A 26068-nucleotide genomic window follows, 5' to 3' on the forward strand; every position below is an offset into this window, starting at 1 on the left:
ATGCGCTATGCCAAGCTGACCCAACGCATCGCCGGTGACGGTGCTGCCGCCTGGGACATCCACTACCGCGCCCTGGCGATGCAGGCCGAGGGCAAGGACGTTTTGCTGCTGTCGGTGGGCGACCCGGACTTCGACACCCCGGCCCCCATCGTTGAAGCGGCCATCGACAGCCTGCGTGCCGGCCACACCCATTACGCCGATGTACGCGGCAAACTCGCGCTGCGCCAGGCCATTGCCGATCGTCACCGGCAGCGCAGCGGCCAGCCCGTCAGTGCTGACCAGGTCACGGTACTGGCGGGTGCCCAGTGCGCTTTGTTCTGCGTAGCCCAGTGCGTGCTCGACCCGGGTGATGAAGTGATCGTCGCAGAGCCGATGTACGTCACTTACGAGGCGGTGTTCGGTGCCTGTGGTGCCACGGTGGTGCCGGTGCCGGTCAAGCCGGAGAACGGTTTTCGGGTGTGTCCGCAGGACGTGGCCGCGCGCATCACCCCACGCACCCGCGCCCTGGCCCTGAACAGTCCGCACAACCCTTCGGGCGCGAGCTTGCCACGCTCGACCTGGGAGGCGTTGGCCGAGCTGTGCATCGCCCACGACCTGTGGCTGATCTCCGACGAGGTGTACAGCGAACTGCTGTACGAAGGCGAGCATGTCAGCCCGGGCAGCCTGCCCGGCATGGCCGAGCGCACCGCGACCCTCAACAGCCTGTCTAAATCCCATGCCATGACCGGTTGGCGGGTGGGCTGGGTGGTGGGCTCGCCTGAGCTGGCCACGCACCTGGAGAACCTGGCGCTGTGCATGCTCTATGGCTCGCCGGACTTTATCCAGGACGCCGCCGTGGTGGCCTTGAATCAGCCCTTGCCCGCCCTTGAGGCGATGCGCGACGCCTATCGCCAGCGCCGGGACCTGGTGTGCGAACAGCTGGCCGGTTGCCCGGGCGTCAAGGCGCTCAAACCCGACGGTGGCATGTTCGTGATGGTCGATATCCGCGAAACCGGCCTCAGTGCCCAGGCCTTCGCTGATCGCCTGCTGGACCGCGAAGGTGTGTCGGTACTGGCGGGTGAAGCCTTTGGCCCGAGCGCCGCCGGGCATATTCGCCTGGGGTTGGTGGTAGGCGCCGAAGCCTTGGCCGAGGCGTGCCAGCGCATTGCCCGGTGTGCGGGTGAACTGATGCAAGGAGAACTGTCGTGAATGTCCTGATCGTCCATGCTCACCCCGAGCCGCAATCCTTCACCGCCGCCCTGCGTGACCAGGCGGTGGCTACCTTTCGCGCCCAGGGCCACGCGGTCAAGGTCAGTGACCTGTATGCCATGGGCTGGAACCCGGTGGCCAGTGCGGACGATTTCGCCACGCGGGAGAACCCCGAGTACCTGGTGTATGCGCTGGAGCAGCGCATGGGGGTGAAGAGCGGCGCCATTGCCGCAGATATCCAGCAAGAGCTGGACAAGCTGTTATGGACCGATTTGCTGGTGCTGAACTTCCCAGTCTTCTGGTTCTCGGCGCCGGCCATGCTCAAGGGCTGGATCGACCGGGTGCTGGTGTCGGGTGTCTGTTATGGCGGCAAGCGTTTCTACGACCAGGGTGGGCTGGCCGGCAAGAAGGCACTGGTGACGGTGACCCTTGGCGGGCGTGAGCACATGTTTGGCGAAGGGGCCATCCATGGGCCGCTTGAGGACATGCTGCGGCCGATTCTGCGGGGGACGCTGGCGTATGTTGGTTTCGACGTGCTGCCGCCGTTCGTGGCCTGGCATGTGCCGTATATCAGCGACGAAGCGCGGCAGGGTTTTCTGCAGCAGTACCAGCAGCGCCTGGAGCAGTTGGCGGATGATCAGCCGCTGGTGTTCCCGCGGTTGGCGCAGTTCGATGAGGCGTTGTACCCGTTAAGTTGATGGGGCTGTTGAAAAACGGGGCCGCTTTGCGGCCCTTTCGCGACGCAAGGCCGCTCCCACAGAGGCAGCGCTGTACCTGTGGCGCAACTGTCTTGTTCAAATCAGCCCTTGAGGCAGCTCATGTACCAGTGGGAGCGGCCTTGCGTCGCGAAAGGGCTGCGAAGCAGCCCAAGCAATGGCCAGATGATACCGAACCTGCAGGGTGACGCTGGCCCTCCTGTCCAAAAACGACCACCCACACATTCGGGGTATGTTGCCCTCAAGCAAATCCCCCGATAGTAAACCCATCGGCTCGATCCGGAGCAGTCACACGATGGAGTTGCTATGCGCAAGGCACTGAAGGTGATCGGCAGCCTGTTGCTGGCGTCGGCCGCGACGCAGGCACTGGCGGTAGAGGGGGGCAGCGGTAACACGTTGAGGCTGTACAACTGGACCGACTACATCGGCGAAACCACCTTGGCCGACTTCGAGAAGGCCACCGGCATCAAGGTCATCTACGACACCTTCGATGGCTACGAAACCGTCCAGACCAAATTGCTCACCGGCCGCTCCGGCTACGACCTGGTAATGCTCAACGCCTCCCTGGTACCCCCGTTGATTCAGGCCGGCGTGTTCCAGCCGCTGGACAAGCAGCAACTGCCCAGCTGGCACAACCTGGATGAGCAGGTGGTGAGCAACCTGCAAGGTTACGACCCCGGCCTCAAGTACTCGGCACCCTATACCTGGGGCAGCTCCGGGATCACTTACAACGTCGACAAGATCACCGCGCGCATGCCCGATGCCCCGATCGGCTCGCTGGCCATGCTGTTCGACCCCAAGATCGTTTCGCGCTTCGCCGACTGCGGTGTCACCCTGATGGACGCGCCGACCGAGGTGATCCCGCTGGCCCTGCAGTACCTGGGCAAAGACCCCCGCAGTGCAGCGCCCGCCGACCTCAAGGCTGCCGAGCAGCTGCTGATGGGCATTCGCCCGTACATTCGCAAGTTCGACTCGGTCAACTACCTCACCAGCCTGCCCAATGGCGATGTCTGCCTGGCCCTGACCTGGTCAGGTGACTACGCCACCGCCCAGGCCCGTGCCATAGAAGCGAAAAAGGCCATCAAGCTGGCGTTCTTCATCCCCAAGGAAGGCTCGCTGATCTGGTTCGACAACCTCTACATCCCCAAGGACGCGCCGCACGCGGCCAATGCTCACCGCTTCATCGAGTTTTTGCTGCAGCCGCAGACCATGGCCAAGGTCACCGACTTCATCCACTACGCCAACAGCAATGCGGCTGCCACGGCGCTGGTGCACGCCGACATCCGCCAGGACCCGGCGATCTACCCCGATGCCCAGACCCGCGAACGCCTGTTCGCCCAGAAGACCCAGAGCCCCAAGGACATGCGCGCCATCACCCGGGTCTGGAGCACGGTCAAGACCGGTTTCTGAACACTGCCAACCGATTCCCGCCAAGGAGCTGCCCATGGCCACACCCAGCAAAGCATTCGCCATTGCCCACGACCCACTGGTGGACGCCGACAAGGCCCACTACATGCACGGCTACCATGTGTTCGACGAGCACCGCGAGCAAGGTGCGCTGAACATCGTCGCAGGTGAGGGCGCCTATATTCGCGATACCCACGGCAACCGTTTTCTCGATGCAGTCGGCGGCATGTGGTGCACCAACATCGGCCTGGGCCGTGAAGAGATGGCCCTGGCCATTGCCGACCAGGTGCGCAAGCTGGCCTACTCCAACCCGTTCTCCGACATGGCCAATGACGTCGCCATCGCGCTGTGCCAGAAGCTGGCGCAACTGGCGCCAGGTGACCTCGACCACGTGTTTCTCACCACCGGTGGCTCTACCGCCGTCGATACCGCCTACCGGCTGATTCAGTACTACCAGAACTGCCGGGGCAAGCCGGACAAGAAGCACGTGATCGCGCGCTACAACGCCTATCACGGCTCCACCACCCTGACCATGGCGATCGGCAACAAGGCTGCCGACCGCGTGCCAGAGTTCGACTACGCCCATGACTTGATCCACCATGTCTCCAACCCCAACCCGTACCGTGCCCCGGACGACATGGACGAGGCCGAGTTTCTCGACTTCCTGGTGGCCGAGTTCGAGGACAAGATCCTCTCCCTGGGCGCCGACAATGTGGCGGCGTTCTTCGCCGAGCCGATCATGGGGTCGGGCGGGGTGATCATCCCGCCCAAGGGCTACTTCGAGCGCATGTGGCAGGTGTGCCAGACCTACGACATCCTGTTCGTCGCCGACGAGGTGGTGACCTCGTTCGGGCGCCTGGGCACCTTTTTTGCCAGCGAGGAGCTGTTCGGCGTCACGCCAGACATCATCACCACCGCCAAAGGCCTGACCTCGGCCTACCTGCCGCTGGGTGCGTGCATCTTCTCCGAGCGGATCTGGCAGGTGATCGCCGAGCCGGGCAAGGGCCGCTGCTTCACCCATGGGTTCACCTACAGCGGGCACCCGGTGTGCTGCACGGCGGCATTGAAGAACATCGAAATCATCGAACGCGAGCAGCTGCTGGCGCACGTCAAGGACGTGGGCAGCTACCTGGAGCAACGGCTGCAAACCCTGCGCGATCTGCCTTTGGTGGGGGATGTGCGTTGCCTGAAACTGATGGCCTGTGTCGAGTTCGTTGCCGATAAAGCCAGCAAGGCGCTGTTCCCTGATGTGGTCAACATCGGTGAGCGCATCCACAGCAAAGCCCAGGCCAAGGGGCTGCTGGTACGGCCGATCATGCACCTGAACGTGATGTCGCCGCCGTTGATCATCACGCATGCGCAAGTCGACGAGATCGTCGAAACCCTGCGCCAGTGCATCATCGAAACGGCGCGCGAACTCACCGCGCAAGGGCTGTACCAAGGGCGATGAGCCTGGCGCAAAGGGCTGTGCGTGGGCGTGCCTGGCAGGCTAGACTGCCGGGCATGACCCAGGCCACTTCCGACACTCCGCTCACCCTCTCGCTGGGGGCGCTGCAGCACTGGCATGCAGCGCTGCAGCGTGCGCTCGCCCACAGTGAATCAGCCGATGCCCTGAGCTACGTGGCGGCTGCGATCAGCCAACTGGTGCAGGTCGAGTCGATGATGATCAGCCTCGAATGCCATGGGCGTGCACCGCGCCTGCTGTACAAGCAGGGCATCCCCGAGGTGCATCGTGATGCGGTGCTAGAGCGTTACTTCAGCGCGGGCTACCTGCTCGACCCCTTTTGCCTGGCCGTGCAGAGTGGCTTGGCCGAAGGGTTCTATCACTTGCAGGAAATCGCCCCGGACAACTTCTTCGACAGCGACTACTACAAGGCCTACTACCTGGGCACTGGCTGCAGTGAAGACAGTTACTACATCGTCGACCTCAGCGAGGGCCGCAAGCTTTCGTTCAGCTTGTTTCAGGGGTGCAGTGGCACGCGTTTGAGCAGCGGGCAGATCGACCTGTTGCGGGCGGTCGAGCCAATGGTGCGCGAGCTGCTGGTGCGTTATGCCCGCTACAACCTTGAACCTGCCACGGCCTCGGCTGAACGGGGCAGCGTACAGGCAGCGTTCGAGAGTTTTGGCTGCCAGGTGCTTACGGATCGTGAACGTGAAGTGGCGCACATGATCTTGCGCGGGCACTCGGTGAAGTCCACGGCGGTGGAGTTGGGGATCTCGCCGGAGACCGTGCGCATGCACCGCAAGAATTTGTACCTGAAGCTTGAGATCAATTCACAGTCGGAGCTGTTTGCGCGGTTCATCGACTGGTTGCGCCAGGGTGCCGTCGAGCACACCCTGGCGTTGTAGGCGCGGCCCTGGGCGTCAGGCCTCGATCAGGGCAGTGATGGCCCGGCCGACCTCCTGGGTGGACTTGTGCCCGCCCATGTCGCGGGTAGTGTTGCCTGCGGCGATGACCTGCTCGATGGCCTTGAGGATGTCATCGTGAGCGGCACGGTAGCGCGGGTCGGCACCGTCGTTGCCGAGGAATTCGAGCATCAGCGCACCGGACCAGATCATCGCGATCGGGTTGGCGATGTTTTTGCCGAAGATGTCCGGCGCCGAGCCGTGTACCGGTTCGAACAGGGACGGGAACTTGCGTTCGGGGTTGAGGTTGGCCGAAGGGGCGATGCCGATGGTGCCTGCGCAGGCCGGGCCGAGGTCGGAAAGGATGTCGCCGAACAGGTTAGAGGCCACGACCACGTCGAAGCGGTCCGGTTGCAGCACGAAGCGGGCGCAGAGGATATCAATGTGCTGCTTGTCCCAGCTGATTTCCGGATAATTGGCAGCCATGGCTGCGGTGCGTTCGTCCCAGTACGGCATGCTCACGGCCATGCCGTTGGACTTGGTGGCCGAGGTGACGTGCTTGCGCGCGCGGGTTTGTGCCACGTCGAAGGCGTATTTGAGGATGCGGTCGACCCCACGGCGGGTGAACACCGATTCTTGCAGCACAATCTCGTTTTCGGTGCCTTCGAACATGCGCCCGCCCAAGGACGAGTACTCGCCTTCGGTGTTCTCGCGGATCACCACGAAGTCGATGTCGCCGGGTGCGCGGCCGACCAGCGGGCACGGCACGCCCGGGAACAGGCGCACCGGGCGAATGTTCACGTACTGGTCGAAGTCGCGGCGGAACTTGAGCAGCGAGCCCCACAGCGAGATGTGGTCCGGGACCTTGTCGGGCCAGCCGACTGCGCCGAAGTACAGGGCGTCGAAGCCTTTGAGCTGCTCGAACCAGTCGTCAGGCATCATCTTGCCGTGGGCCAGGTAGTAATCGCAGCTGGCCCACTCGAAGAACTCGAAGCTGATGGCCAGGCCGTGCTTGCGAGCGGCAGCCTCGACCACGCGAATGCCTTCGGGGAGCACTTCGGTGCCGATGCCGTCACCGGGGATGGCTGCGATTCTGAATGTCTTGGTCATGGGGCGCACTCGTTGGCTAGGGAACAGGTGCGAGCCATGCTATAAGGCCTTCAATCGGAGATAATCCAGCCTTTCATGGATTCTTGGAACACGAAACGTGAATAATCTGCCCAGCCTCGACGACCTCAATATCTTTCTGCAGGTGGCCAAGCGCGCCAGCTTTGCCGCCGTGGCCGACGAGCTGGGCATGTCGGCGGCGTACATCAGCAAACGCATTCGCGTGCTCGAGCAAAACCTGGAGGTGCGTTTGCTGCACCGCACCACGCGGCGGGTGACGATCAGTGAAGAGGGCGAGCGGGTGTACCAGTGGGCGCTGCAGATTTTCGATGCGGTGCAGCGCATGGGCGATGACATCAGTGCCCAGCACCGCGAACCGGCAGGGCAACTGCGCATCGCCAGCAGCTTGGGCCTGGGGCGCAGGTTCGTGGCCCCGGCCTTGTCGGAGCTGGCCGAGCGCTACCCGCGTCTGGATATTCGGCTGGATGTGCATGACCGCCTGGTGGACCTGATCGAGGAGGGGGTCGACCTGGACATCCGCGTGGGCAATACCATTGCACCCAACCTGATCGCCAAGCTGCTGGCCAAGAACCGTCGGGTGCTCTGTGCTTCACCTGCGTATCTGGCGCGGCAAGGCACACCGAAAGTGCTGGCCGACCTTGGCAGCCATGACTGCCTGGTGATCAAGGAGCGCGACCACCCGTTTGGTATCTGGCAGCTCGAAGGCCCTGAGGGTCAAGAAAGCGTGCGGGTGACAGGGGGCTTGTCCAGCAACCATGGCGAAGTGGCCCACCAGTGGTGCCTGGATGGGCGCGGAATATTGTTGCGGTCCTGGTGGGATGTGCACGACAGCCTGCTGGATGGGCGCCTGGTGCAGGTTTTGAGTGACTATCACCAGCCGGCGGATATCTGGGCCGTGTATACCTCGCCGCTGGCAAGTTCGGCCAAGGTGAGGGTGGCAGTGGATTTCTTCCGGCAGTATTTTGCCGAGCGGTATAGGTTGCCAGGGTAGCCGAGCTTTCGTGTTGTGGCGCCTATGCGATCGAGCGCCGCACGGGCGGCGCCCAATCTCATAAATGCCCCAAAAACCAAGTCAGGCACTCAACGCCTACCTCACCGGTATCCGGCTAACCGCCTTGATTTCCCGCAGAGCCAGGCTCGACTGGATCGACGCTATGCCAGGTTGCCGCCGCAATACGTCTTCGACGAAACGGCCATAGCTTTCCAGGTCGGTCGCCAGCACCGTCAGCACATAATCAGCCTCACCCGTAACCTTGTGGCAGGACAATACCTGCGGCAATTTCAGAATCACCTGCTCGAAGTCGTCAGGTGCTTCGGCCGAATGGTTGCCGAAGCGCACCTGGGCGAAGGCCATGACGTCATAACCCAGTTTCTTGCGGTCCAGGTTGGCTTGGTAGTCCTTGATCAGGCCCAGCTCCTCCAGGCGTTTGCGCCTGCGCCAGCAGGGCGTCACGGTCATCGACAGGCGCTCGCCCAAGGCGGCGCTGGACAAGGTGCCGTCCCCCTGCAGCAGGCGCAGCAGTTCGCGGTCTACTTCGTCCAGGTCTTCGTAAGCAAAGGCTTTGCTCATTATGTGGCTACCGGGTGAATGTTTCGCTCAAGCATCCGGTTTGGCTGAGCATAAAGCAAAGCATTTTCAGCGGTCTGTCGCGAAAATTGGTTATCCGATACCACCTTGAAAAAGGACATTCGCGTGCTGACAGTCTTTAGCAACAAACACCGCTTGCACCATGGTTCCGAGCTCAAGGACGGGGCCATCACGCCTTCATTCGAGAACCCTCAGCGTGCCGATACCGTGCTGGCGCGTGTGCAGTCCACAGGCCTTGGCGATGTCATCGCCGAGCAATCGTTTGACCGTGCCTGCTATGTCGCGGCGCACAGCGAGCGCTATGTGAGCTTTCTGGAAAATGCCTGGGCAGAATGGACCGCCACCGGCAAGACCCATGATGCGCTGCCGCTGGTATGGCCGGTGCGCGACCTGGCCATCGACCGGGAGCCGGGCTTCATCGATGGCAAACTGGGCTTCTACGCCATGGACGCCGGCGCGCCGATTACCGGCGGCACCTGGGAAGCCGTGCGCAGCAGTGCCAACGTGGCACTGACCGGCATGCAGCGTGTAATCGATGGCGCGCCCAGTGCCTTCGCCCTGTGCCGCCCCCCTGGGCACCATGCGGCCCGCGAATACATGGGCGGCTATTGCTACCTCAACAATGCCGCCATTGCTGCCGAACGCTGCCTGAGCCAGGGTGCACGGCGCGTGGCCGTGCTGGACGTGGATTTCCACCACGGCAACGGCACGCAGAACATTTTCTATGACCGCCCCGATGTCTTTTTCGCCTCGATCCACGGTGACCCGCATGTGTCCTACCCGTACTTCTCCGGCTATGCCCACGAACAGGGCGCGGGGGCCGGGGAGGGCTTCAATGCCAACTACCCGCTGGGCAAAGGCACCCTCTGGGCGCAGTACCGGCTGGCGTTGCAGGACGCGCTCAAGCGCGTTGTCGCGCACCAGCCGGACTTTCTTGTCGTGTCGCTTGGCGTCGATACCTTCGAGGACGACCCGATCAGCCACTTCAAGCTCACCAGCGAAGACTTCCTGCGCTTGGGCGCCGAGATCGCACGCGTAGGCATCCCGACGCTGTTCGTGATGGAGGGCGGCTACATGGTCGATGAAATCGGCATCAATGCCGTGAACACGTTGCAAGGGTTCGAAGGCGCGGTTCGATAGCACACCGTGGCAAGGCCCTGCGCGGGCCTTGTTCGAAAGCCCTGATACCCACAATAAAAAGAGGTCGCTCATGCAAGACATGTCCGCAAGCCTTGATCAAAGCAAACCTACAGACTCAGCCCAAGACGGGCACCTCAAACGCACGCTGGAAAACCGCCATATCCAGCTGATCTCCATTGGTGGCGCCATCGGCACCGGCTTGTTCATGGGCTCGGGCAAGGTCATCGCGCTGTCCGGTACCTCCATTCTGCTGGTCTACGCCATCCTCGGTTTTTTCGTGTTCTTCGTCATGCGTGCCATGGGCGAGCTGCTGCTTTCTGACCTGCGTTTCAAATCGTTCGCCGACATCGTCGCCCACTACCTGGGCCCGCGCGCCGGCTTCGTGCTGAGCTGGTCCTACTGGCTGAGCTGGAGCGTGGCGGTGGTCGGCGACGTGGTGGTCGTGGCGGGGTTCTTCCAGTATTGGTATGCGGATGTGCCCGCCTGGATACCGGCGTTCTTCACCCTGTTCGTGCTGCTTGGGCTGAACATGCTGGCGGTGCGGATCTTCGGCGAAGTGGAGTTCTGGTTCGGGATAATCAAGATCGTGGCCATCGTCACGCTGATCATCACTGCAGCGGTGATGATCGCCACCGCCTATGTATCACCCAACGGCGTGGTGGCTTCGCTGTCCAACGTGGTGGCGCCCGGCGCGGTGCTGCCCCATGGCATCAGTGGGTTTTTCGCAGGCTTCCAGATTGCCGTGTTTTCCTTCGCTGGCACCGAGCTGATCGGAACCACCGCCGCCGAGGCAAAGAACCCGCACCGTTCGCTGCCCAAGGCCATCAACACCATTCCTTTACGCATCCTGCTGTTCTACATCCTGGCGCTGGTGTGCATCATTAGCGTGGTCTCGTGGGCAGAAGTGCCGGCCAACCGCAGCCCCTTCGTCGAGCTGTTCCTGTTGGCCGGCTTTCCCGCCGCTGCCGGCATGCTCAACTTCGTGGTGCTGACGTCGGCCGCATCCTCTGCCAACAGCGGCGTCTATTCCGGCTGCCGAATGCTGTTTGGCCTGGCCGAGCGGCGTAATGCACCCGCCATCTTTGCCAGGCTTTCGGCCCTCAGCGTGCCGGTGCACAGCTTGCTGTTTTCGGCGATGTGCATGCTGGCCGGGCTGGCCCTGTTGTTCATCATCCCCGAGGTGATGACGGTGTTCACGCTGATTTCGACCATCTCAGCGATCCTGGTGATTTTCACCTGGTCGATGATCCTCGCCGCGTACATCGCCTACCGCAAGCACAACCCGGCCGCGCACCAGGCGTCGAAGTTCAAGCTGCCGGGTGGCGTGCCGATGGCCGTCACCTCGCTGGGCTTTCTCGGCTTCGTGCTGGTGCTTCTGGCCCTTGAGCCGGATACGCGGATGGCCCTGTGCGTGATGCCGTTGTGGTTTGTCTTTCTGCTTGTAACTTATCGTCGGCGCAAGGCCTAACGCCCCTTGGCCAGGTAGGCGGCATATTCGTCATCCGGCACCATGCTGCCACCGGTGCCCCACACCAAGTGGGTGGCGTTGGCCATGTGCTGCGCCGTCAGCCCCATGCGCGCCAGGTACTGCGTTGCTTGCAGTACCTGCACCATGCCAGGCATGCCGGCCAGCGCCGAGGGCTCGAGGCGTACCTGCTCCAGGTCATGGGCCAGCACCAGCAATTGGTACAGCCGCTCGTCCGTGACCGTGTAGTAGCCATCGAGCAGGCGCTGCATGGCCTTGCCGACAAAGCCGGAAGGGCGGCCTACCGCCAGGCCATCGGCTGCGGTGACGTTGTCGATGCCGAAGTCCTGCACGCTGGTTTCGTCATGCAGCCCGGTGTACACGCCAAGGAACATGCAGGGCGAATGGGTGGGTTCGGCGAAGACGCAGTGCACGTGATCACCAAACAGCAGCTTCAAGCCGAACGCCACCCCGCCAGGCCCGCCACCCACGCCGCAGGGCAGGTAGACGAACAGCGGGTGCTCGGCATCGACCTTGATGCCGGCGGCCTTGAACTGGCCCTGCAAGCGTTCGGCAGCCACGGCATAACCGAGGAACAGGTGAGGCGAGTTTTCATCATCGACGAAGTAGCAAGTAGGGTCCGCTGCTGCTTGCTGGCGGCCTTGTTCCACCGCCACGCTGTAGTCGGAGGGGTACTCGATCACGCTCACGCCGTTGGCGCGCAGTTTGTCCTTTTTCCACTGCCGCGCATCCGACGACATGTGCACCGTGGCCTGGAAACCCAGCCGCGCGCTCATGATGCCGATCGACAGCCCGAGGTTGCCGGTCGAGCCAACCGCTACCTTGTACTGGCTGAAAAACTGCCGGGCGTCATCCCTGGCCAATACCCGGTAATCGCTGTCCAGGGTGATCAGCCCGGCCGCCAGCGCCAGGTCTTCGGCATGCTTGAGCACTTCGTGGATGCCGCCGCGGGCCTTGATTGAGCCGGAAATCGGCAGCTCGCTGTCGGCCTTGAGCCAGAGCGCACCGCCTTGGGCAAGGCCAGCCTCTTGCAGCAGGGTGTGCTGCAGGGCAGGCAGCGGGCGGATCGGCGACTCGATGATACCGCCAGACGCGGCGGTGTCGGGGAACACCTCGGCCAGGTACGGTGCAAACCGCTGCAGCCGGGCACTGGCTGCGCTGACGTCGGTGGCAGTGAGGCCGACGTCGCCCAGGGCTTGTGTGGTGGGCACGATGCCTGGGTTGAACCAGCAGGTTTCGCGCAGCGTGACCAGGTCCTCGACCCGCGGGTGAGAGGCGTACCAAGCGTCTAGCGATTTGCCGTGAATCATGCGTTGTTCCTGTGTTGATGACCCGTGTGGAGCAGCAGAGCTGCCCCACATTCTGTGAACTGCCTATACCTCTCGGTATATGGACAGCCAACTGCCTGCCGAATAGCTTAACCCTCGACGGGGCACACCTTGCATACGCGATAAAAACAATTACGCCCCCCGCGACATTCAGTCCTGCCAACCCAACAACTCTTACAAGAATGAGGCGGCAAATGGAAAGCATCGGCACCTATGTCATCTACGTCATCATGGTGTGCGCGGTACTGGGTGCCGTGGCATCCATCTACAACCCGGAAGGCGAATTGGGCCAGGAATTCATTGCCGGCCTGCACAGCATTGGCCCCATCTTCATCCCCGTGGCCGGCATCATGGCGGCGATCCCTTATATTTCCGCAGGCATCAGCCAGTTGATCGCGCCGCTGTTCCTGGCGTTAGGCGCCGACCCGGGGATTGCCGGGCCCATCTTCATCGCCTCCGACATGGGCGGCTACCAGTTGGCCAAGGCCCTGGCGCAAAGCCCCGAGGGCTGGATCCTCGGCTTGATCACTGGCTTCCAGTCTGGTTCGACGATCATCTTCGTGATCCCGGTTGGGCTGGCGATGCTGCGCAAGGTCGACCACAAGTACATGGCCTTAGGCATCATGGCTGGCTTGTTGACCATTCCGGTCAGCATCATGGTGATTGCCATGACCATTCAAATGCTCGGCCTGGAGGTCCGCCCGGACATCGCCACCACTGACGTGGCCACTCAGGCACTGCACTTCACCTGGCCGATGCTGGTGCGTAACCTGATGCCGTTGATTCTGTTCTGCATCGCGCTGGCGGCGGCGCTGCGCTACTTCCCGACGCTGATGGTCTACCTGTTCCTCAAACTTGGGCAGTTCATGTACATCACGGTGGTGTTGGTGCTGGTGGCCTCCATCGTCCAGTACTTCACCGGCTTCTTCAGCAGCGTATTCGGTGGCTGGGGCTTCGCCCCTATCATCGCCGATGCCGACGACCAGTTCCGCGCACTGGAAATTGCGGGATACGTCGGCCTGATGCTGTGTGGGGCATTCCCGATGGTGCACCTGCTCAAGCGCTTTCTGGCCAAGCCCATCGAGCGGGTCGCCTCGCGGTTCGGCATGTCGGGTGTTGGCGCAGCCGGTGTACTGGCCGCATCGGCCAACATCCTGGCGATGTTCAGGCTGGTCAGCGAAATGCCGCCCAAGGACAAGGTTTTGGTCATCGCTTTTTCGGTGTGCGCCGCCTTCACGTTCGGCGACCACATGGCGTTCTCTGCCAACTTCCAGCCCTCGTTGATCCTGCCGCTGATCATCGGCAAACTCAGTGGTGGCCTGGTCGCCATGTTGCTGGCCAGTTGGCTCGCCGTACCCAAGGCGCTTGAGATGGGGCGCCAGGATGAGGCCGCCAGCGCCTTCAAGGTGGCGGCTGAAGCGTCCTGATCGAAAAGCGTCGTCGACATGATCCGGAGCGCCCAGGGCGCCCCGGATTTTGTGCTTTTTGCGGCGCAGGGCGGTAAGTTCTGGGTGCTTCAGTGCACAAGAGCAGGGGGAACGATGACATTGGAAGAAGCGAACAGGCTGGCGGCTGTTATCGACGCGATAGGCACGGAACACTTGGGGCCCGCCATCGATGCGCTGCTGCGAGAGAAACTGGCCTTTGAGATGAGCTGTGGCTACCTGTTCCAGTTCAACCAGAAGGCCGTACTGGTGCATAACGGCTACAACGACTCGGTGTCGGAGCGCACCTTGAATGCCTACGTGCGCGGCGGCTACCTGCTCGACCCGTTTTATGTCGCCTGCGTCAACGAACACCCGCCCGGGCTGTGGCGCATGAGTGAGCTGGCACCCGACAGCTTCTTCTCTTCGGGCTTTTCCATCTCCAAGGACATCCACCCGTGCGTGTCGTCCGACTACGGCACCTCGGTGGAGGAGGTGGGGTTCATCATCGCACTGCGCCCCCAGGTGGCTGTCGTCTACTCGCTGATGCGCAACCTCAGCAGTGGCAGCTTCGGCGAAGACGACATGCAGATGCTGGCCGCCATGGCGCCTGTGCTGGCCTCGGTACTCGGGCAGCATTGTCGGCTGAAGTACGCGGATTGCCTGCGCGATGCGCCAGCCGAGAGCGTGGTGCTGGAAGATGCGTTCGTCGAGATCCTGCAGGGCCAGTTGACCGAAACCCAGCGCTACATCGCCAAGTTGCTGTTGCAGGGGCACAGCAACGCGTCGATTGCCAGGCAACTGAATATTTCCGATGGCACGGTGAAAGTGCACAAGCACAACATCTACCAGCGGCTTGAAATTTCTACCAACGCCGAGCTGTTTCGCCTGTTCATCGACTACCTGGCCAAGGCCTGACGGCCTTGAAAGCACAACGCCCGAGGTGCTCCCCCGGGCGTTGTGCCAAGCCGTTGCGGCCTACTTGAACAGCGGGCTCAGGTGCTCGCTGAGGTACACCCCCTGAGGGTCGAGTTGGCGGCGCAGGGTGCGGAAATCCTCGGCACGGGGGTAGATCGCGCTGACGTCGTCGCCGGTCAGAAAGTGCAGCTTGCCCCAGTGAGGCCGGGCGCCGTATGAACGCAGAATCTGGTCGACCGCACGCAGGTAGTCCCAGTAGTCGGTGCCTGGCTGGCCGGACACCGAAATGGTGACACTGTCCTGCTCGAAGAACGGGCTCATCCAGGCGCCGTCGCCTGCGGTGAAACGGTATTCGATGGGGTAGATCGCCTCGGGGAAGTCCTCAAGCATCAGCTTGCGCACCGCCCGCAAGGCGTCCTTGCTGTGCCTGATGGGCACGGCGTATTCCAGTTCATGGAAGTTGGGCAGGTACTCGATGGGGTAGACGTCCGAGCTGTAGGCCACTTTCTCGAACGGGCTTTCCCAGGCCGGGCGGTCGGTGATGTCCATGACCTTTACTTCGCAGACGTCGGTGGTGCGCCCGCTGGTGGAGGTGGCGGCGGTGTCGGGCAGGCAGTAGCAGTGCCGGCTCTGCTCGTAGGGGCACCAGAAGAAGCTGAAGTGGCGGTGTGTACGGGCCAGATCGTCGTGCTTGTCCATCACGCTTTCGAAGTCTTCACGCCAGATGCGTTCGTGCAGGTTGAAGCTGTCGGTCACCTGCAAGGTCAGCTCCGAGACGATCCCGAGCACCCCCAGCGACACCCGGCCAGCCTGCAGCAGGTCGGGGGTGCTTTCGTCCACCACGATGATCTCACCGTTGGGCTGAACCAGCTTCATGCCAACGATCGAGGAGGCCAGGTTACCCAGGGTCAGGCCGGTGCCATGGGTGCCTGTGGTCAGGGCGCCGGCAATCGACTGGCTGTCGATGTCACCCTGGTTGACCATGGACAAGCCTGCAGCGCGCAGCGCCTTGCCGAAGGCGTTGATGGTCGTTCCGGCCGCCGCAGTGACGCGTTTTTTTTCGTGGTCGATGTGGCTCACACCGCTCATGTTGCCCAGCGTCAGGTGCAAGCCATTGGTCAGCGCCACCGGGGTGAACGAATGCCCGGAACCTGCCACGCGCACGTTCATGCCATTGGCGCTGGCTTGGCTCACCAAGGTGCACAGTTCGTCTTCACTGGAGGGTGCGCCACGCGCCGCGCGGATACACGACTGGTTGCCCGCCCAATTGCGCCAGTGCGCCTGATCGAGCCCGAACTCGTTGATGTGCATGTTGTTCGATGAGGTGGTCACGTTGCTCTCCTGCCCATTATTGTTGTGATCAGATGGCGGTGTAGCCGTTGTCGGCAAACAGGTGGGCGCCGTTGACGAAACTGGCATCGTCGCTGGCCAGGAACAACGCCGCAGTGGCCACTTCCGAGGGCTGGCACAAGCGCCCTTGGGCAGCGGCGATGGCGTGTTCGCTGACATCCACGCCGTGTTTGCGCAGCATGTCGATTTCGCGCAGGCCATGGGCGGTGGCGATGAAGCCCGGGCAGATCGCGTTGGCGCGGATGCCGCGGTCGCGGAACTCCACGGCGATGGCCCGGGCGAACATGTGCGTGGCGCCCTTGCTGGTGCAATACAGCACCTCCATCGGCGTGCCCACCACGGCCGAGATCGACGACGTACAGACGATGCTGCCGCCGCCTGCCGAGAGCATGCCCGGCAGGACCGCCTTGGTGACCAGGAACATGCTTTTCACGTTCACGGCCATGATCCGGTCCCATTCTTCTTCGCTGGTTTCCAGGAAGGGCACGGCAGCCAGGATACCAGCGTGGTTCATGAGCACGGTGATGGGCCCAAACGCCTGTTCCACGGCAGCTACGGCAGACTTGACCTGTTGCGCGTCGGAGACATCGGCGGGGGCGAACAGCACGTCATGGCCGGCATCGCGCAACTGCTGTGCCACCTCAGCGCCTTTGCTGCCAGGCAAGTCGACGATACCGACCCGCGCCCCCTCTGCCGCGAACAGCTCCGATGCGGCCAGCCCGCACCCACCCGCGCCGCCTGTAATCAGCGCGACCTTGCCCTTGAGACGTCCCGTCATGTTCGACTCCGCGCCGCGCCGTTTGCCGGCGCAGCATTGGTTTTTATTGAATGTGTGTGATGCCTCGGCGGTTCGCGATCGCGTGTCGGAGCATGAAACAGTTCAACGGGAACATCCATATACCGATGGGTATACGGGGGGCAGGTCAGGTCGTCTGTTGTGCAATCAACGCCAGGCACCGCTGCACGATCGGGCTCACATCGCCCTTGCGGCGGCTGAGGATGATCGGGCTGACGGCGCTGGTGTCCAGCAAGCTGACATACTCGATATCCGTGCGGTGCTGCTGTTGCACCGACGCCGGTACCAGGGTCACGCCGAGCCCGACGGCCACCAGGCCGATGGCCGTTTGCAGTTCGTTGGCCCACTGGCTGATTTTCAGGGTCATGCCGTGGTGGGCGAACAGGGCCAGCACATGGTCGGCATAGCTGGGCCTGGGGTTGGCCGGGTACAGAATGAACGGCTCCTTGGCCAGTTGCGCGAGGGTCAGTGGGGTGCCTGCCAACGGGTGGCCCTTGGGCAATACCGCGACCAGGGGGTCTTCGCACAGCACCTGCTGGAGGATGGCCGGGTCATCGATACGAATACGGCCGAAGGCGATGTCGACGCGGCCGCTCTTGAGTGCCTCGACCTGCTGCAGCGTGGTCATCTCGCTCAACCCCAGTTCCAGCTCGCTGTCCTGGCGCAGTTCGCGGATCAGCGCTGGCAGCACGGTGTACAAGGTCGAGGGCGCAAAACCGATGCCCAGCCATTGTCGTTGCCTGTGGCCGATGCGGCGGGTGTTGTCGCTGATGTTTTCCAGTTGCTGGAGCAGGGTGCAGGTCTGTTCATAGAAGAACCGCCCGGCTTCGGTCAGGCGCAGCGGGCGCTCACGCAGCACCAGCAGCGTGCCGAGCTGCTCCTCGAGCTGGCTGATCTGCCGGCTTAGCGGCGGCTGGGCGATATGCAGCAGCTCGGCAGCACGGGTGAAGTTCAGCGTTTCGGCCAGCACTTTGAAGTAGCGAAGGTGGCGCAGTTCCATCAGACCTCCAGGGTATGGTGGGAGATTCATTTGATATTGGACGGGTATCAGGGTCTCGCGCAATGCTTGATCAATCAAGTAAGTGCAACTATCGGGTCTGCCATCTGCGGTCCGATCTGACGGGACCTGGCAACAATGACAAACACCCTGATTGAACGCATAGATGCAATTATCGTCGACCTGCCGACCATTCGCCCGCACAAGCTGGCCATGCACACCATGCAACAGCAAACCCTGGTGGTATTGCGCGTGCGATGCAGCGACGGCGTCGAAGGTATCGGCGAGGCTACCACCATTGGTGGCCTGGCCTACGGCTATGAGAGCCCCGAGGGCATCAAGGCCAATATCGACGCACACCTGGCACCGGCGCTGATCGGCCTGCCAGCTGACAACATCAACGCCGCCATGCTCAAGCTGGACAAGCTGGCCAAGGGCAACACCTTTGCCAAGTCGGGGCTCGAAAGCGCCTTGCTCGATGCCCAGGGCAAGCGCCTGGGCCTGCCGGTCAGCGAACTGCTGGGCGGCCGAGTACGCGATAGCCTGGAAGTGGCCTGGACCCTGGCCAGCGGCGATACCGCCCGTGATATCGCCGAAGCCCAGCACATGCTGGAGATCCGTCGCCACCGTGTGTTCAAGCTGAAGATCGGCGCCAACCCGGTGGAGCAGGACCTCAAGCACGTGGTGGCGATCAAGCGCGAGCTGGGTGACAGCGCCAGTGTGCGGGTCGACGTCAACCAGTACTGGGACGAGTCCCAGGCCCTGCGCGCCTGCCAGGTGCTCGGCGACAACGGTATCGACCTCATCGAACAGCCCATTTCGCGGATCAACCGCGGCGGCCAGGTGCGTCTCAACCAGCGCAGCCCAGCGCCGATCATGGCCGACGAATCGATCGAAAGCGTCGAGGACGCCTTCAGCCTGGCCGCCGACGGTGCCGCCAGCATCTTTGCCCTGAAAATCGCCAAGAACGGCGGCCCACGTGCAGTGCTGCGCACAGCGCAGATCGCCGAAGCAGCCGGTATCGCCCTGTACGGCGGGACCATGCTTGAAGGCTCGATCGGCACCCTGGCTTCGGCCCACGCGTTCCTCACCTTGCGCCAGCTGACCTGGGGCACCGAGCTGTTCGGGCCGTTGCTGCTGACCGAAGAGATCGTCAACGAGCCGCCGCAGTACCACGACTTCCAGCTGCACATTCCACGCACGCCAGGCCTTGGCCTGACCCTGGACGAGCAGCGCCTGGCGCGCTTTGCCCGCCGCTGAACTGTACATTCAACGCCTTAAGGAGAACCCGCATGCTGTTCCACGTGAAGATGACCGTGAAACTGCCGGTCGACATGGACCCGGCCAAGGCCGCCAAGCTCAAGGCCGATGAAAAGGAACTGGCCCAGCGCCTGCAACACGAAGGTACCTGGCGCCACCTGTGGCGCATTGCCGGGCACTACGCCAACTACAGCGTGTTCGATGTGGCAAGCGTCGAGGCCCTGCACGACACCCTGATGCAACTGCCGCTGTTCCCGTACATGGAGATCGAGGTGGACGGCTTGTGCCGCCACCCTTCGTCGATCCACAGTGACGACCGCTGATTCGTCCCTGACTACCTGACAAGAACAAGATGAGGTAAGCAAAATGACCGTGAAAATTTCCCACACTGCCGAGATCCAGTCGTTTTTTGAAGAAGTCGCAGGCCTTGGGCACGCCGAGGGTAACCCGCGTTTCAAGCAGATCATCCTGCGCGTGCTGCAGGACACTGCCCGCCTGATCGAAGACCTGGAAGTGAGCGAGGACGAGTTCTGGCATGCCGTCGACTACCTTAACCGCCTGGGCGGCCGTAACGAGGCGGGCCTGCTGGCAGCGGGCCTGGGGATCGAGCACTTCATCGACCTGCTGCAAGACGCCAAGGATGCCGAAGCGGGCCTGACCGGCGGTACCCCGCGCACCATCGAGGGCCCGCTGTACGTTGCAGGCGCGCCGCTTAGCCAAGGCGAAGCACGCATGGACGATGGCACCGACCCCGGCGTAGTGATGTTCCTTCAGGGCCAGGTATTCGGCGCCGACGGCAAGCCGCTGGCAGGCGCTACTGTCGACCTCTGGCACGCCAACACCCAGGGCACCTATTCGTACTTCGACTCGACCCAGTCCGAGTACAACCTGCGCCGACGCATCATCACTGACGCAGAGGGCCGCTACCGCGCCCGCTCCATCGTGCCGTCCGGTTATGGTTGCGACCCGCAGGGGCCAACTCAGGAGTGCCTGGACTTGCTCGGCCGCCACGGTCAGCGCCCGGCGCACGTGCACTTCTTCATCTCCGCGCCGGGGCATCGCCACCTGACCACGCAGATCAACTTCGCCGGTGACCAATACCTGTGGGATGACTTTGCCTATGCCACCCGTGATGGGCTGATCGGTGACCTGCGCTTTGTCGAGGATGCGGCGGCGGCGCATGATCGGGGCGTGCAAGGGGAGCGTTTCGCCGAGTTGGCCTTCGACTTCACATTGCAGGCTGCGCAGGCGCCTGAGGCCGAAACCCGCAGCCATCGCCCGCGTGCGTTGCAAGACGGCTAAAGCTCGACCCTTGTAGGAGCAGCCTTGCGCTGCGAAGAGGCCGGTGACAGCAGCGCAGATCTACTGTGTTTTCACCGGCCTCTTCGCAGCGCAAGGCTGCTCCTACACACGCCAGCCTCCACAGTTTTCACCGTTTATGCCTGGGCCTTTCCGTGCGGGGAGGGTCCGGGCTTTTTTGCGTTTACACGGAATATTGGGGGAGTGGGCTGCTATGTGCTTGTTGGCAGACAGGGTGAAGGCGGCCAGGTGCTTGCCTTGGGCTTGGAGGTGGGGCGGATATCGAGCGCCGCCCGCGCGGCNNGCGGCGCTCGATCTGATAGGCGCTGAAAATGCCAAGCCTGGCACCCAGTGCCTCCGACTACAATCGGGTCATACTGGCCAACACTTCAGGCCGCGACGGGGTGCTCACGCTGCATGCTGTGGCGGAAGCACTTGCAGCCTTTGGCCAGCAACACGATGGCCAGCAACGACGCGACGAAGCTGACAATCGACATCGAAGAACCGACCGCAGCCGGTACGCCGAAGTAGCGGTCGGTGATCAGCGCCACCAGCGTGGTGCCCAAGCCCAGGCCCAGTAGGTTACTGATCAGCAGGAACACCGCCGATACCTGCGCACGCACCTGGTTCGGCGAGAGGATCTGCATGGCCGCAGTGGACGCCGGCATGGGGAACGAGGCGAAGAACATGGCCGGTACCAGCAGGGTCACCGACAGCCACAGCTGGTCCACCTGCGAATACAGCACGGCCGGCACGATCATGCCCAGCGCACCGATTACCCCGGTACGCATGGCCGCATCGCTGCGGCCGCGCTTGGCCAGGTGGTCGGTCAGCCAACCGCCGAACACCACACCCGTGGTGTTGGCCAGCAGCAGGATGGTGCCGAGCATGAAGCCTGCTTGCTCGGGGCTCATGCCGAACTTGCGGATGTACAGCGCCGGTGTCCAGCTCATCATGCAGAACAGCGCCATGGCGTAGAACGAGAAGCCCAGGTAGTGGCAGCTGAACGTGGCCCGGTGACGGCCGATGAAGCGCAGGCCGTCGGTGAGCTTCACCTTGCGCACATTACCGTCGGCGTCCAGCTGCGCGCCCTTGCGCTCGGGGTTGCGCACGGTCAGCCAGATCAGCAGGCCCACGAGCACCCCAGGCAGGCCGACGATGAAGAACGCCAGTTGCCAGGCCTTCATGGCGCCAAGGAAGGCCACCTCGATGGTCTGCGCGTCCTTGAGCAAGGTGATCACGTAGCCGCCGACCAGAAAGGCAATGCCGCCACCGACGAACGAGCCGATGGAGTAGATGCCCACGGCGCGCCCGAGCTTTTCCTTGGGAAACAGGTCGCTGAACATCGAGTAGGCCGAAGGCGACAGGGCCGCTTCGCCGACGCCCACGCCGATACGGGCAAGGAACATCTGCGTGAAGTTCTTGCTCAGGCCGCAAGCGGCGGTGGCGAAGCTCCAGAAAATCACCCCGACCGCGATGATGCGTGGCCGCGAGAAGCGGTCGGCCAGGTAGGCGATGGGCATGCCCATGAAGGCGTAGAACAGCGAAAACGCCAGGCCGTGCAGCAGGCTGAACTGGGTGTCGCTTATCTGCAGGTCGGCTTTTATCGGCTCGATCATCAGGGCCAGAATCTGCCGGTCAACGAACGAGAAGATGTAAGCCACCATGCACAGGATGACCACATACCATTCGTACACGTAACGTTTTTGGGTGTGCTTGAGGTGTTGCGCTTCGGTCAGGGTATTCATGCTTGCAAGTTCCTGAGGGGACAGCCCTGATTGGGACAGCCTGATGGCCCCTTCGCAGCCCAAGGCCGCTCCTGCGAAGGGGCTGAACACGCGGTCAGTTATTGTCTGCAGAGGCTTGTGGCTTGATGGAAATCACCGCCAGGGTGGTGATCGCGCCCATCACCACGAGCATCACCGACACTGGCCAGGCATCCTTGTAAATGCTGAACAGTGCCGTCGCCGCCAGTGGCGCCAGGCCGCCGGAGAAGATCGAGGCAATCTCGTGCCCCATGGCCAGCCCCGAATAGCGCACCTTGGCCGGGAACAGCTCACCCATCAGCGCCGGCTGGGTGCCGATCATCGCGCCGTGACAGAAGGCCATGCCCAGCAACGCCGCCAGGTACACCCACACCGGTGAGTGGGTATCGAGCATCCAGAAGAACGGGAACGCCAGCACCATCAAACCGACCGAGCCGATGGCATACACCACCCGCCGGCCAATGATGTCCGACAGCCAACCCCAGAACACGATGGTGCCGGCTTCGACGATCATCGCCACCATCACGCTGGCCAGCACCAGTTGCGTATCCAGGCCGGTGAACTTGGCGTAGGCGATGGTGAAGGCGAGGAACAGGTAGGCGCTGCCGTTTTCGGCAATGCGGATACCCATGGCCTGCAGCACGGCCTTGGGGTGGTTGCGCAGCACTTCCATGGCCGGCATGTGCTCGGGCTTGTCCTGCTGGGCCTGTTCCTCGACGAAGGCTTTGCTCTCTGGCAGGCGACGGCGGATGTACACCCCCACGCCAAAGATCAGGATGCTGGCCAAAAATGGCACCCGCCAGCCCCAGCTCATCATGTCTTCGACGGGCAGCATCTGCACCAGGTAGAACGCGGCGGCAGACAGTACGAACCCGCCGGAAACACCCAGCTGGCTCCAGGCCGCATAGAAGCCGACGCGGTCCTTGGGTGCGTTCTCGCTCAGCAGCAGCACGCCGCCGCCCCATTCACCGCCCGAGGCAACGCCTTGCAGCACGCGCAGGATCACCAGGCAGGCGGGGGCCAGGTAACCGACCTGTTCGAAGGTTGGCAGCAGGCCCATGGCGAAGGTTGCCGCACCCATGATCGCCAGGGTCATCACCAAGGCTTTCTTGCGCCCGGCCTTGTCGCCGATATGGCCAAAGATCAGGCCACCCAGCGGGCGCGCCAGAAAGCCCACGGCGAAGCCGGCAAACGAGGCCATGGTGCCAAGTACCGGGTCGGTGCCGGCGGGGAAGAACAGCGGGGCGAAAATCAGTGCTGCGGCCGTGCCGTAGAGGAAGAAGTCATACCATTCCAGGGCATTGCCCAGGACCGAGGCGATGACAATGCGGCGCATGGTGCGCGGGTCGGTATCGCGGGTGATGCTGGTGTTCAGGTTACTCATGAGCCATCTCCATGCGGGCCGGTCACCAGAACTTCCAGGTGTAGGAAGTGATCAGGCGATACTCGTTGTAGTCGTTGCCGTACTGCTGTTGGGTACGCATGTTCTTCAGGTCGAAGGCCAGGTCTTTGAGCGGGCCGCTCTGGATCACGTAGCTGAGCATGATGTCGCGCTCGCTTTCCTGGTCCCTTGCAAGGCCCGGGCCGCGGTCGATGTCGGTGCCTTTGATGTAGCGGGTGAACAGCTTCAGCCCGGGCAGGCCCATGGCGGCGAAGTTGTAGCCATAACGCACCGACCAGCTGCGTTCATCCGGGCGAATGAACGGCAGGCCCGCCCAGTTCGGCAGCCACAGCTGCGGCACGTAGCCGTTCAACGTCGGGAACACGGTATCGCCGGTCATGCGCTGGTAGCTCAGGCCCAGCATGTGCCCGCTTTTTTCCAGGGTGACCAGGCCGAAGTAGGCGCGGTTGTCCACGGCGCCGCTGCGTGCGGCGCCGTCTTCACGGTTGTTGAAGTACCCCACGTCGGTTTTCAACTGGTAGCCGTCGGCGAACTTCAGGGCGTGCTTGATGCCGCCGTAGTCCTGCTTGTAGATGTCGTTGAGCACACCATGGAAGTAACTGGCTTGCAGGTCTGGGGTCAGGGCGTAGGTGGCGCCGGCGAAGTCCAGCCCATCACTGTCAAGGTCGTCGCGGGTGCCGTAGCGGTAGAGGCGCTCGTGGTTGGACGACTCGCGGGTGACGATGGACCAGAAGCGCCCGCCAACCAGGGTCAGCTTGTCGATGTCGCGTGATTCGATCACCGCGCCCTGGTAAATCGTGTCGAGCTGCCGGCTGGGGTCGTTGGAGGCGACGGGGTAGAAAGGTTTCTGATCGCCGATCAGTACCTTGGTGTCGGCGTACTTGAGCTTCAGGGTCGCACCGCCGCGGCTGTAGTCGTCGGCGGCCTGCTGGCGGTGCTTGCTGAAGGGCAGCGAGCCATCGTTGCCGGTGGAGTCCAGGCGCACGGCGTATTGGCCGTTGAGGTCGAGACCGACCGCCACGGGGGTATCGGTGTAACCGGATTCGAACTGCAGGTCGAAGCCCTGCGACCAGTTGCCGACCTTGGACACCGGCGCGCTGGGGTTGGTGAAGTTACGGTTCAGGTAGAGGTTTCTGAAATTGAGCGAGAGGTGGCTGTCATCCACCACATCGGCCAAGCACGTCAGGGGTAATACGGCGCCCACACACAAGCAAAACGGTTTCGCACGCAACGGCCATTTGAGTTCCATGGGGTAATCCTGGAAGTGTGATCAGTACAAGTCCTGGGCAGTCGAGCAACTGGGCAGAAGGGCTGCAGGTCTTGCGCCCGCTTGTCTGTCACGTATTGTTTTTGTTTTTGTTTTTCAGATATCCAGCACCAGGCGCTTGCCGCGCGCCCGGGAACAGCACAGTACGATCTGCTCGTTGGTGTGTTTCTCCTCTTCGGTCAGGTAGTGGTCACGGTGGTCGGGTTCGCCTTCGAGCACGTCGCACAGGCAGGTGCCGCACACACCTTGCTCGCAGGACACCTCGACCTTGATCCCGATACTGCGCAGGGCGGCGGTCAGGGGCTGGCCTTCCTGCACCTGCACGGTCTTGCCGCTGCGTGCGGCGACCACCTCGAAACTGCCGCCCGAGGTGTCGACCTCGGCCTGGAAGTACTCGTGGTGGATGTGTGGGTCGTCGTAGCCTTGCTGGCGCGCCCCCGCGATCACCCAATCCATGAAGCCCGCTGGGCCGCAGGTGTACAGGTGCACGCCAGGCATGGCGGGGCCAAGCACCTGGGCCAGGTCCAGGTGCTGCTCAGGGCCTTCATCACTGAAGTGAGTGAACACGCTGGCCGCGAACGGTGCGCCGAGCAGTTCGTCGACGAACGCGCAGCGGCTGCGTGAGCGGCCGCGGTAATGCAGCTCGAACGGTTTACCTTGGGCATGCAGGGCATGGGCCATGGCGATCATCGGGGTGATGCCGATGCCACCGCCCAGCAAGATCGAGCGCGTGGCGTCGCTGGCCAGTGGGAACAGGTTGCGCGGCGCGCTGATGCGCATTGGCGTGCCGGGCTGCAGCTGCTCGTGCACCGCCACCGAGCCGCCACGAGACTGGCTGTCCTTGAGCACGCCCAGGCGGTAGACATTGGCATGCGCGGGGTCGCCGCACAGCGAATACTGCCGCACCAGGCCGGGCGCCAGGTGCAGGTCGACGTGGGCGCCTGCCGCAAAGCGCGGCAGGGCCTGGCCGTCGACCGCGGCCAGCTCCAGTACGACCACGTCGCCTCCTTGCACTTCGCGGGCTTGCACGATCACATCGAGCAGTTGTTCGCTCATGGTCGTGGCCCTAGAGGATGTAGCCGATACCGGCGAGGGTATCGTCACTGTTGATCAGGCTGATCACCTTGCGGTGGATCTTGAAGCTGCCTTGCGCCCGCACCAGGGTGTAGGTCAGGTCGGCGCTGTAGTGCTTGAGGCTCTCTTTGCGGAACTCGCGCACGTTCTGCGCGCAGCGCACGGTGACGTTGACGCCGTCGTCGCCC

At 62.9% G+C, this 26068-nt stretch carries 23 protein-coding genes and 1 pseudogene; 13 read left to right on the forward strand and 11 right to left on the reverse strand.

All coding sequences use genetic code 11. The annotated features are described in order from the left end of the window. From MFF34_RS27515 to MFF34_RS27535, 5 genes are all read left to right on the forward strand, one after another. On the forward strand, nt 1-1188 hold the full coding sequence (locus tag MFF34_RS27515; RefSeq protein WP_238217729.1) for a pyridoxal phosphate-dependent aminotransferase: 1188 nt from the start codon (nt 1-3) through the stop codon (nt 1186-1188). Further along, complete coding sequence (locus tag MFF34_RS27520) at nt 1185-1886, forward strand: NAD(P)H-dependent oxidoreductase (RefSeq protein ID WP_238217731.1); 702 nt, start codon at nt 1185-1187, stop codon at nt 1884-1886. Before MFF34_RS27515 ends, MFF34_RS27520 begins: the two co-directional genes overlap by 4 nt. A gap of 324 nt (nt 1887-2210) precedes the next feature. Further along, a complete protein-coding gene (locus tag MFF34_RS27525; RefSeq protein WP_238217733.1) occupies nt 2211-3314 on the forward strand; it encodes a polyamine ABC transporter substrate-binding protein in 1104 nt (367 codons plus the stop codon). Nucleotides 3315-3348: 34 nt separating this feature from the next. After that, nucleotides 3349-4761, forward strand: a complete 1413-nt coding sequence (locus MFF34_RS27530; RefSeq protein ID WP_238217735.1) for an aminotransferase — start codon at nt 3349-3351, stop codon at nt 4759-4761. Then, nucleotides 4758-5660, forward strand: a complete 903-nt coding sequence (locus MFF34_RS27535; protein ID WP_238217737.1) for a helix-turn-helix transcriptional regulator — start codon at nt 4758-4760, stop codon at nt 5658-5660. Before MFF34_RS27530 ends, MFF34_RS27535 begins: the two co-directional genes overlap by 4 nt. 15 nt (nt 5661-5675) lie before the next feature. Here MFF34_RS27535 and MFF34_RS27540 read toward each other — a convergent pair whose 3' ends face one another. Continuing rightward, nucleotides 5676-6767 (reverse strand): tartrate dehydrogenase, encoded by a 1092-nt coding sequence (locus tag MFF34_RS27540; RefSeq protein ID WP_238217739.1) that lies wholly within the window; start codon nt 6765-6767, stop codon nt 5676-5678. Between the two features lie 97 nt (nt 6768-6864). Here MFF34_RS27540 and MFF34_RS27545 point away from each other — a divergent pair, with 97 nt between their 5' ends. Then, entirely contained in the window at nt 6865-7776 is a 912-nt protein-coding gene (locus tag MFF34_RS27545) for a LysR substrate-binding domain-containing protein (RefSeq protein WP_238217741.1), read from the forward strand. A 96-nt stretch (nt 7777-7872) separates the two neighbouring features. Here the strand turns inward: MFF34_RS27545 and MFF34_RS27550 are convergent, their stop codons facing one another. Continuing rightward, entirely contained in the window at nt 7873-8355 is a 483-nt protein-coding gene (locus MFF34_RS27550; protein WP_238217743.1) for an Lrp/AsnC family transcriptional regulator, read from the reverse strand. 123 nt (nt 8356-8478) lie between these two features. Here MFF34_RS27550 and MFF34_RS27555 point away from each other — a divergent pair, with 123 nt between their 5' ends. After that, entirely contained in the window at nt 8479-9513 is a 1035-nt protein-coding gene (locus MFF34_RS27555; protein WP_027593658.1) for a histone deacetylase family protein, read from the forward strand. A gap of 70 nt (nt 9514-9583) precedes the next feature. Further along, complete coding sequence (locus MFF34_RS27560) at nt 9584-10981, forward strand: amino acid permease (RefSeq protein WP_238217745.1); 1398 nt, start codon at nt 9584-9586, stop codon at nt 10979-10981. Here the strand turns inward: MFF34_RS27560 and MFF34_RS27565 are convergent. Continuing rightward, a complete protein-coding gene (locus MFF34_RS27565; RefSeq protein WP_238217747.1) occupies nt 10978-12309 on the reverse strand; it encodes a D-serine ammonia-lyase in 1332 nt (443 codons plus the stop codon). The two genes, MFF34_RS27560 and MFF34_RS27565, sit on opposite strands and share 4 nt — an antisense overlap. 212 nt (nt 12310-12521) lie before the next feature. Between MFF34_RS27565 and eutH the strand changes: the two genes are divergently transcribed. Continuing rightward, nucleotides 12522-13754 carry an ethanolamine utilization protein EutH gene (gene eutH / locus MFF34_RS27570; RefSeq protein WP_238217749.1) on the forward strand — a complete coding sequence of 411 codons (1233 nt, stop codon included), beginning with the start codon at nt 12522-12524 and terminating at the stop codon, nt 13752-13754. A 114-nt stretch (nt 13755-13868) separates the two neighbouring features. Continuing rightward, entirely contained in the window at nt 13869-14669 is an 801-nt protein-coding gene (locus MFF34_RS27575) for a helix-turn-helix transcriptional regulator (RefSeq protein ID WP_238217751.1), read from the forward strand. Nucleotides 14670-14729: 60 nt separating this feature from the next. Here the strand turns inward: MFF34_RS27575 and MFF34_RS27580 are convergent, their stop codons facing one another. From MFF34_RS27580 to MFF34_RS27590, 3 genes are all read right to left on the reverse strand, one after another. Next, complete coding sequence (locus MFF34_RS27580) at nt 14730-16001, reverse strand: D-arabinono-1,4-lactone oxidase (RefSeq protein WP_238217753.1); 1272 nt, start codon at nt 15999-16001, stop codon at nt 14730-14732. Nucleotides 16002-16029: 28 nt separating this feature from the next. Continuing rightward, nucleotides 16030-16797, reverse strand: coding sequence for an SDR family NAD(P)-dependent oxidoreductase (locus MFF34_RS27585; protein ID WP_186683188.1), 768 nt, complete (start codon nt 16795-16797; stop codon nt 16030-16032). 145 nt (nt 16798-16942) lie between these two features. Continuing rightward, complete coding sequence (locus MFF34_RS27590) at nt 16943-17815, reverse strand: LysR family transcriptional regulator (RefSeq protein ID WP_238217755.1); 873 nt, start codon at nt 17813-17815, stop codon at nt 16943-16945. Between the two features lie 135 nt (nt 17816-17950). Here MFF34_RS27590 and MFF34_RS27595 point away from each other — a divergent pair, with 135 nt between their 5' ends. The 3 genes from MFF34_RS27595 to catA are packed head-to-tail and all read left to right on the forward strand — an operon-like array spanning nt 17951 to nt 20374. Further along, complete coding sequence (locus MFF34_RS27595; RefSeq protein ID WP_027593654.1) at nt 17951-19072, forward strand: muconate cycloisomerase family protein; 1122 nt, start codon at nt 17951-17953, stop codon at nt 19070-19072. 32 nt (nt 19073-19104) lie between these two features. After that, nucleotides 19105-19395 carry a muconolactone Delta-isomerase gene (gene catC / locus MFF34_RS27600; RefSeq protein ID WP_099453740.1) on the forward strand — a complete coding sequence of 97 codons (291 nt, stop codon included), beginning with the start codon at nt 19105-19107 and terminating at the stop codon, nt 19393-19395. A gap of 43 nt (nt 19396-19438) precedes the next feature. Then, nucleotides 19439-20374: a catechol 1,2-dioxygenase gene (gene catA, locus MFF34_RS27605; protein ID WP_099453741.1), complete on the forward strand. Its 936-nt coding sequence runs from the start codon at nt 19439-19441 to the stop codon at nt 20372-20374. Nucleotides 20375-20760: 386 nt separating this feature from the next. On the opposite strand, the gene MFF34_RS27610 is transcribed toward catA, so the two are convergent. From MFF34_RS27610 to MFF34_RS27630, 5 genes and pseudogenes are all read right to left on the reverse strand, one after another. After that, nucleotides 20761-22119: an MFS transporter gene (locus tag MFF34_RS27610; RefSeq protein WP_238217757.1), complete on the reverse strand. Its 1359-nt coding sequence runs from the start codon at nt 22117-22119 to the stop codon at nt 20761-20763. A 94-nt stretch (nt 22120-22213) separates the two neighbouring features. After that, nucleotides 22214-23521, reverse strand: coding sequence for an MFS transporter (locus MFF34_RS27615; protein WP_027593650.1), 1308 nt, complete (start codon nt 23519-23521; stop codon nt 22214-22216). A gap of 22 nt (nt 23522-23543) precedes the next feature. Beyond that, a complete protein-coding gene (locus MFF34_RS27620) occupies nt 23544-24788 on the reverse strand; it encodes an OprD family outer membrane porin (protein ID WP_238217759.1) in 1245 nt (414 codons plus the stop codon). A 114-nt stretch (nt 24789-24902) separates the two neighbouring features. After that, entirely contained in the window at nt 24903-25862 is a 960-nt protein-coding gene (locus MFF34_RS27625; protein ID WP_238217761.1) for a PDR/VanB family oxidoreductase, read from the reverse strand. Nucleotides 25863-25872: 10 nt separating this feature from the next. Further along, nucleotides 25873-26068 (reverse strand): annotated as a pseudogene (locus MFF34_RS27630) (hypothetical protein); the annotation flags it as partial.

The sequence above is a fragment of the Pseudomonas sp. PAGU 2196 genome, from assembly GCF_022179005.1.
Classification (GTDB): domain Bacteria; phylum Pseudomonadota; class Gammaproteobacteria; order Pseudomonadales; family Pseudomonadaceae; genus Aquipseudomonas; species Aquipseudomonas kermanshahensis.

What these genes read in the sequence shown, in the direction of transcription:
- MFF34_RS27515 (WP_238217729.1), top strand. Translation starts at nt 1, where the DNA reads ATGCGCTATGCCAAGCTGACCCAACGCATCGCCGGTGACGGTGCTGCC.
- MFF34_RS27525 (WP_238217733.1), top strand. Translation starts at nt 2,211, where the DNA reads ATGCGCAAGGCACTGAAGGTGATCGGCAGCCTGTTGCTGGCGTCGGCC.
- MFF34_RS27530 (WP_238217735.1), top strand. Translation starts at nt 3,349, where the DNA reads ATGGCCACACCCAGCAAAGCATTCGCCATTGCCCACGACCCACTGGTG.
- MFF34_RS27535 (WP_238217737.1), top strand. Translation starts at nt 4,758, where the DNA reads ATGAGCCTGGCGCAAAGGGCTGTGCGTGGGCGTGCCTGGCAGGCTAGA.
- MFF34_RS27540 (WP_238217739.1), bottom strand. Translation starts at nt 6,767, where the DNA reads ATGACCAAGACATTCAGAATCGCAGCCATCCCCGGTGACGGCATCGGC.
- MFF34_RS27550 (WP_238217743.1), bottom strand. Translation starts at nt 8,355, where the DNA reads ATGAGCAAAGCCTTTGCTTACGAAGACCTGGACGAAGTAGACCGCGAA.
- MFF34_RS27560 (WP_238217745.1), top strand. Translation starts at nt 9,584, where the DNA reads ATGCAAGACATGTCCGCAAGCCTTGATCAAAGCAAACCTACAGACTCA.
- MFF34_RS27565 (WP_238217747.1), bottom strand. Translation starts at nt 12,309, where the DNA reads ATGATTCACGGCAAATCGCTAGACGCTTGGTACGCCTCTCACCCGCGG.
- eutH (WP_238217749.1), top strand. Translation starts at nt 12,522, where the DNA reads ATGGAAAGCATCGGCACCTATGTCATCTACGTCATCATGGTGTGCGCG.
- MFF34_RS27575 (WP_238217751.1), top strand. Translation starts at nt 13,869, where the DNA reads ATGACATTGGAAGAAGCGAACAGGCTGGCGGCTGTTATCGACGCGATA.
- MFF34_RS27585 (WP_186683188.1), bottom strand. Translation starts at nt 16,797, where the DNA reads ATGACGGGACGTCTCAAGGGCAAGGTCGCGCTGATTACAGGCGGCGCG.
- MFF34_RS27590 (WP_238217755.1), bottom strand. Translation starts at nt 17,815, where the DNA reads ATGGAACTGCGCCACCTTCGCTACTTCAAAGTGCTGGCCGAAACGCTG.
- MFF34_RS27595 (WP_027593654.1), top strand. Translation starts at nt 17,951, where the DNA reads ATGACAAACACCCTGATTGAACGCATAGATGCAATTATCGTCGACCTG.
- catC (WP_099453740.1), top strand. Translation starts at nt 19,105, where the DNA reads ATGCTGTTCCACGTGAAGATGACCGTGAAACTGCCGGTCGACATGGAC.
- catA (WP_099453741.1), top strand. Translation starts at nt 19,439, where the DNA reads ATGACCGTGAAAATTTCCCACACTGCCGAGATCCAGTCGTTTTTTGAA.
- MFF34_RS27610 (WP_238217757.1), bottom strand. Translation starts at nt 22,119, where the DNA reads ATGAATACCCTGACCGAAGCGCAACACCTCAAGCACACCCAAAAACGT.
- MFF34_RS27615 (WP_027593650.1), bottom strand. Translation starts at nt 23,521, where the DNA reads ATGAGTAACCTGAACACCAGCATCACCCGCGATACCGACCCGCGCACC.
- MFF34_RS27620 (WP_238217759.1), bottom strand. Translation starts at nt 24,788, where the DNA reads ATGGAACTCAAATGGCCGTTGCGTGCGAAACCGTTTTGCTTGTGTGTG.
- MFF34_RS27625 (WP_238217761.1), bottom strand. Translation starts at nt 25,862, where the DNA reads ATGAGCGAACAACTGCTCGATGTGATCGTGCAAGCCCGCGAAGTGCAA.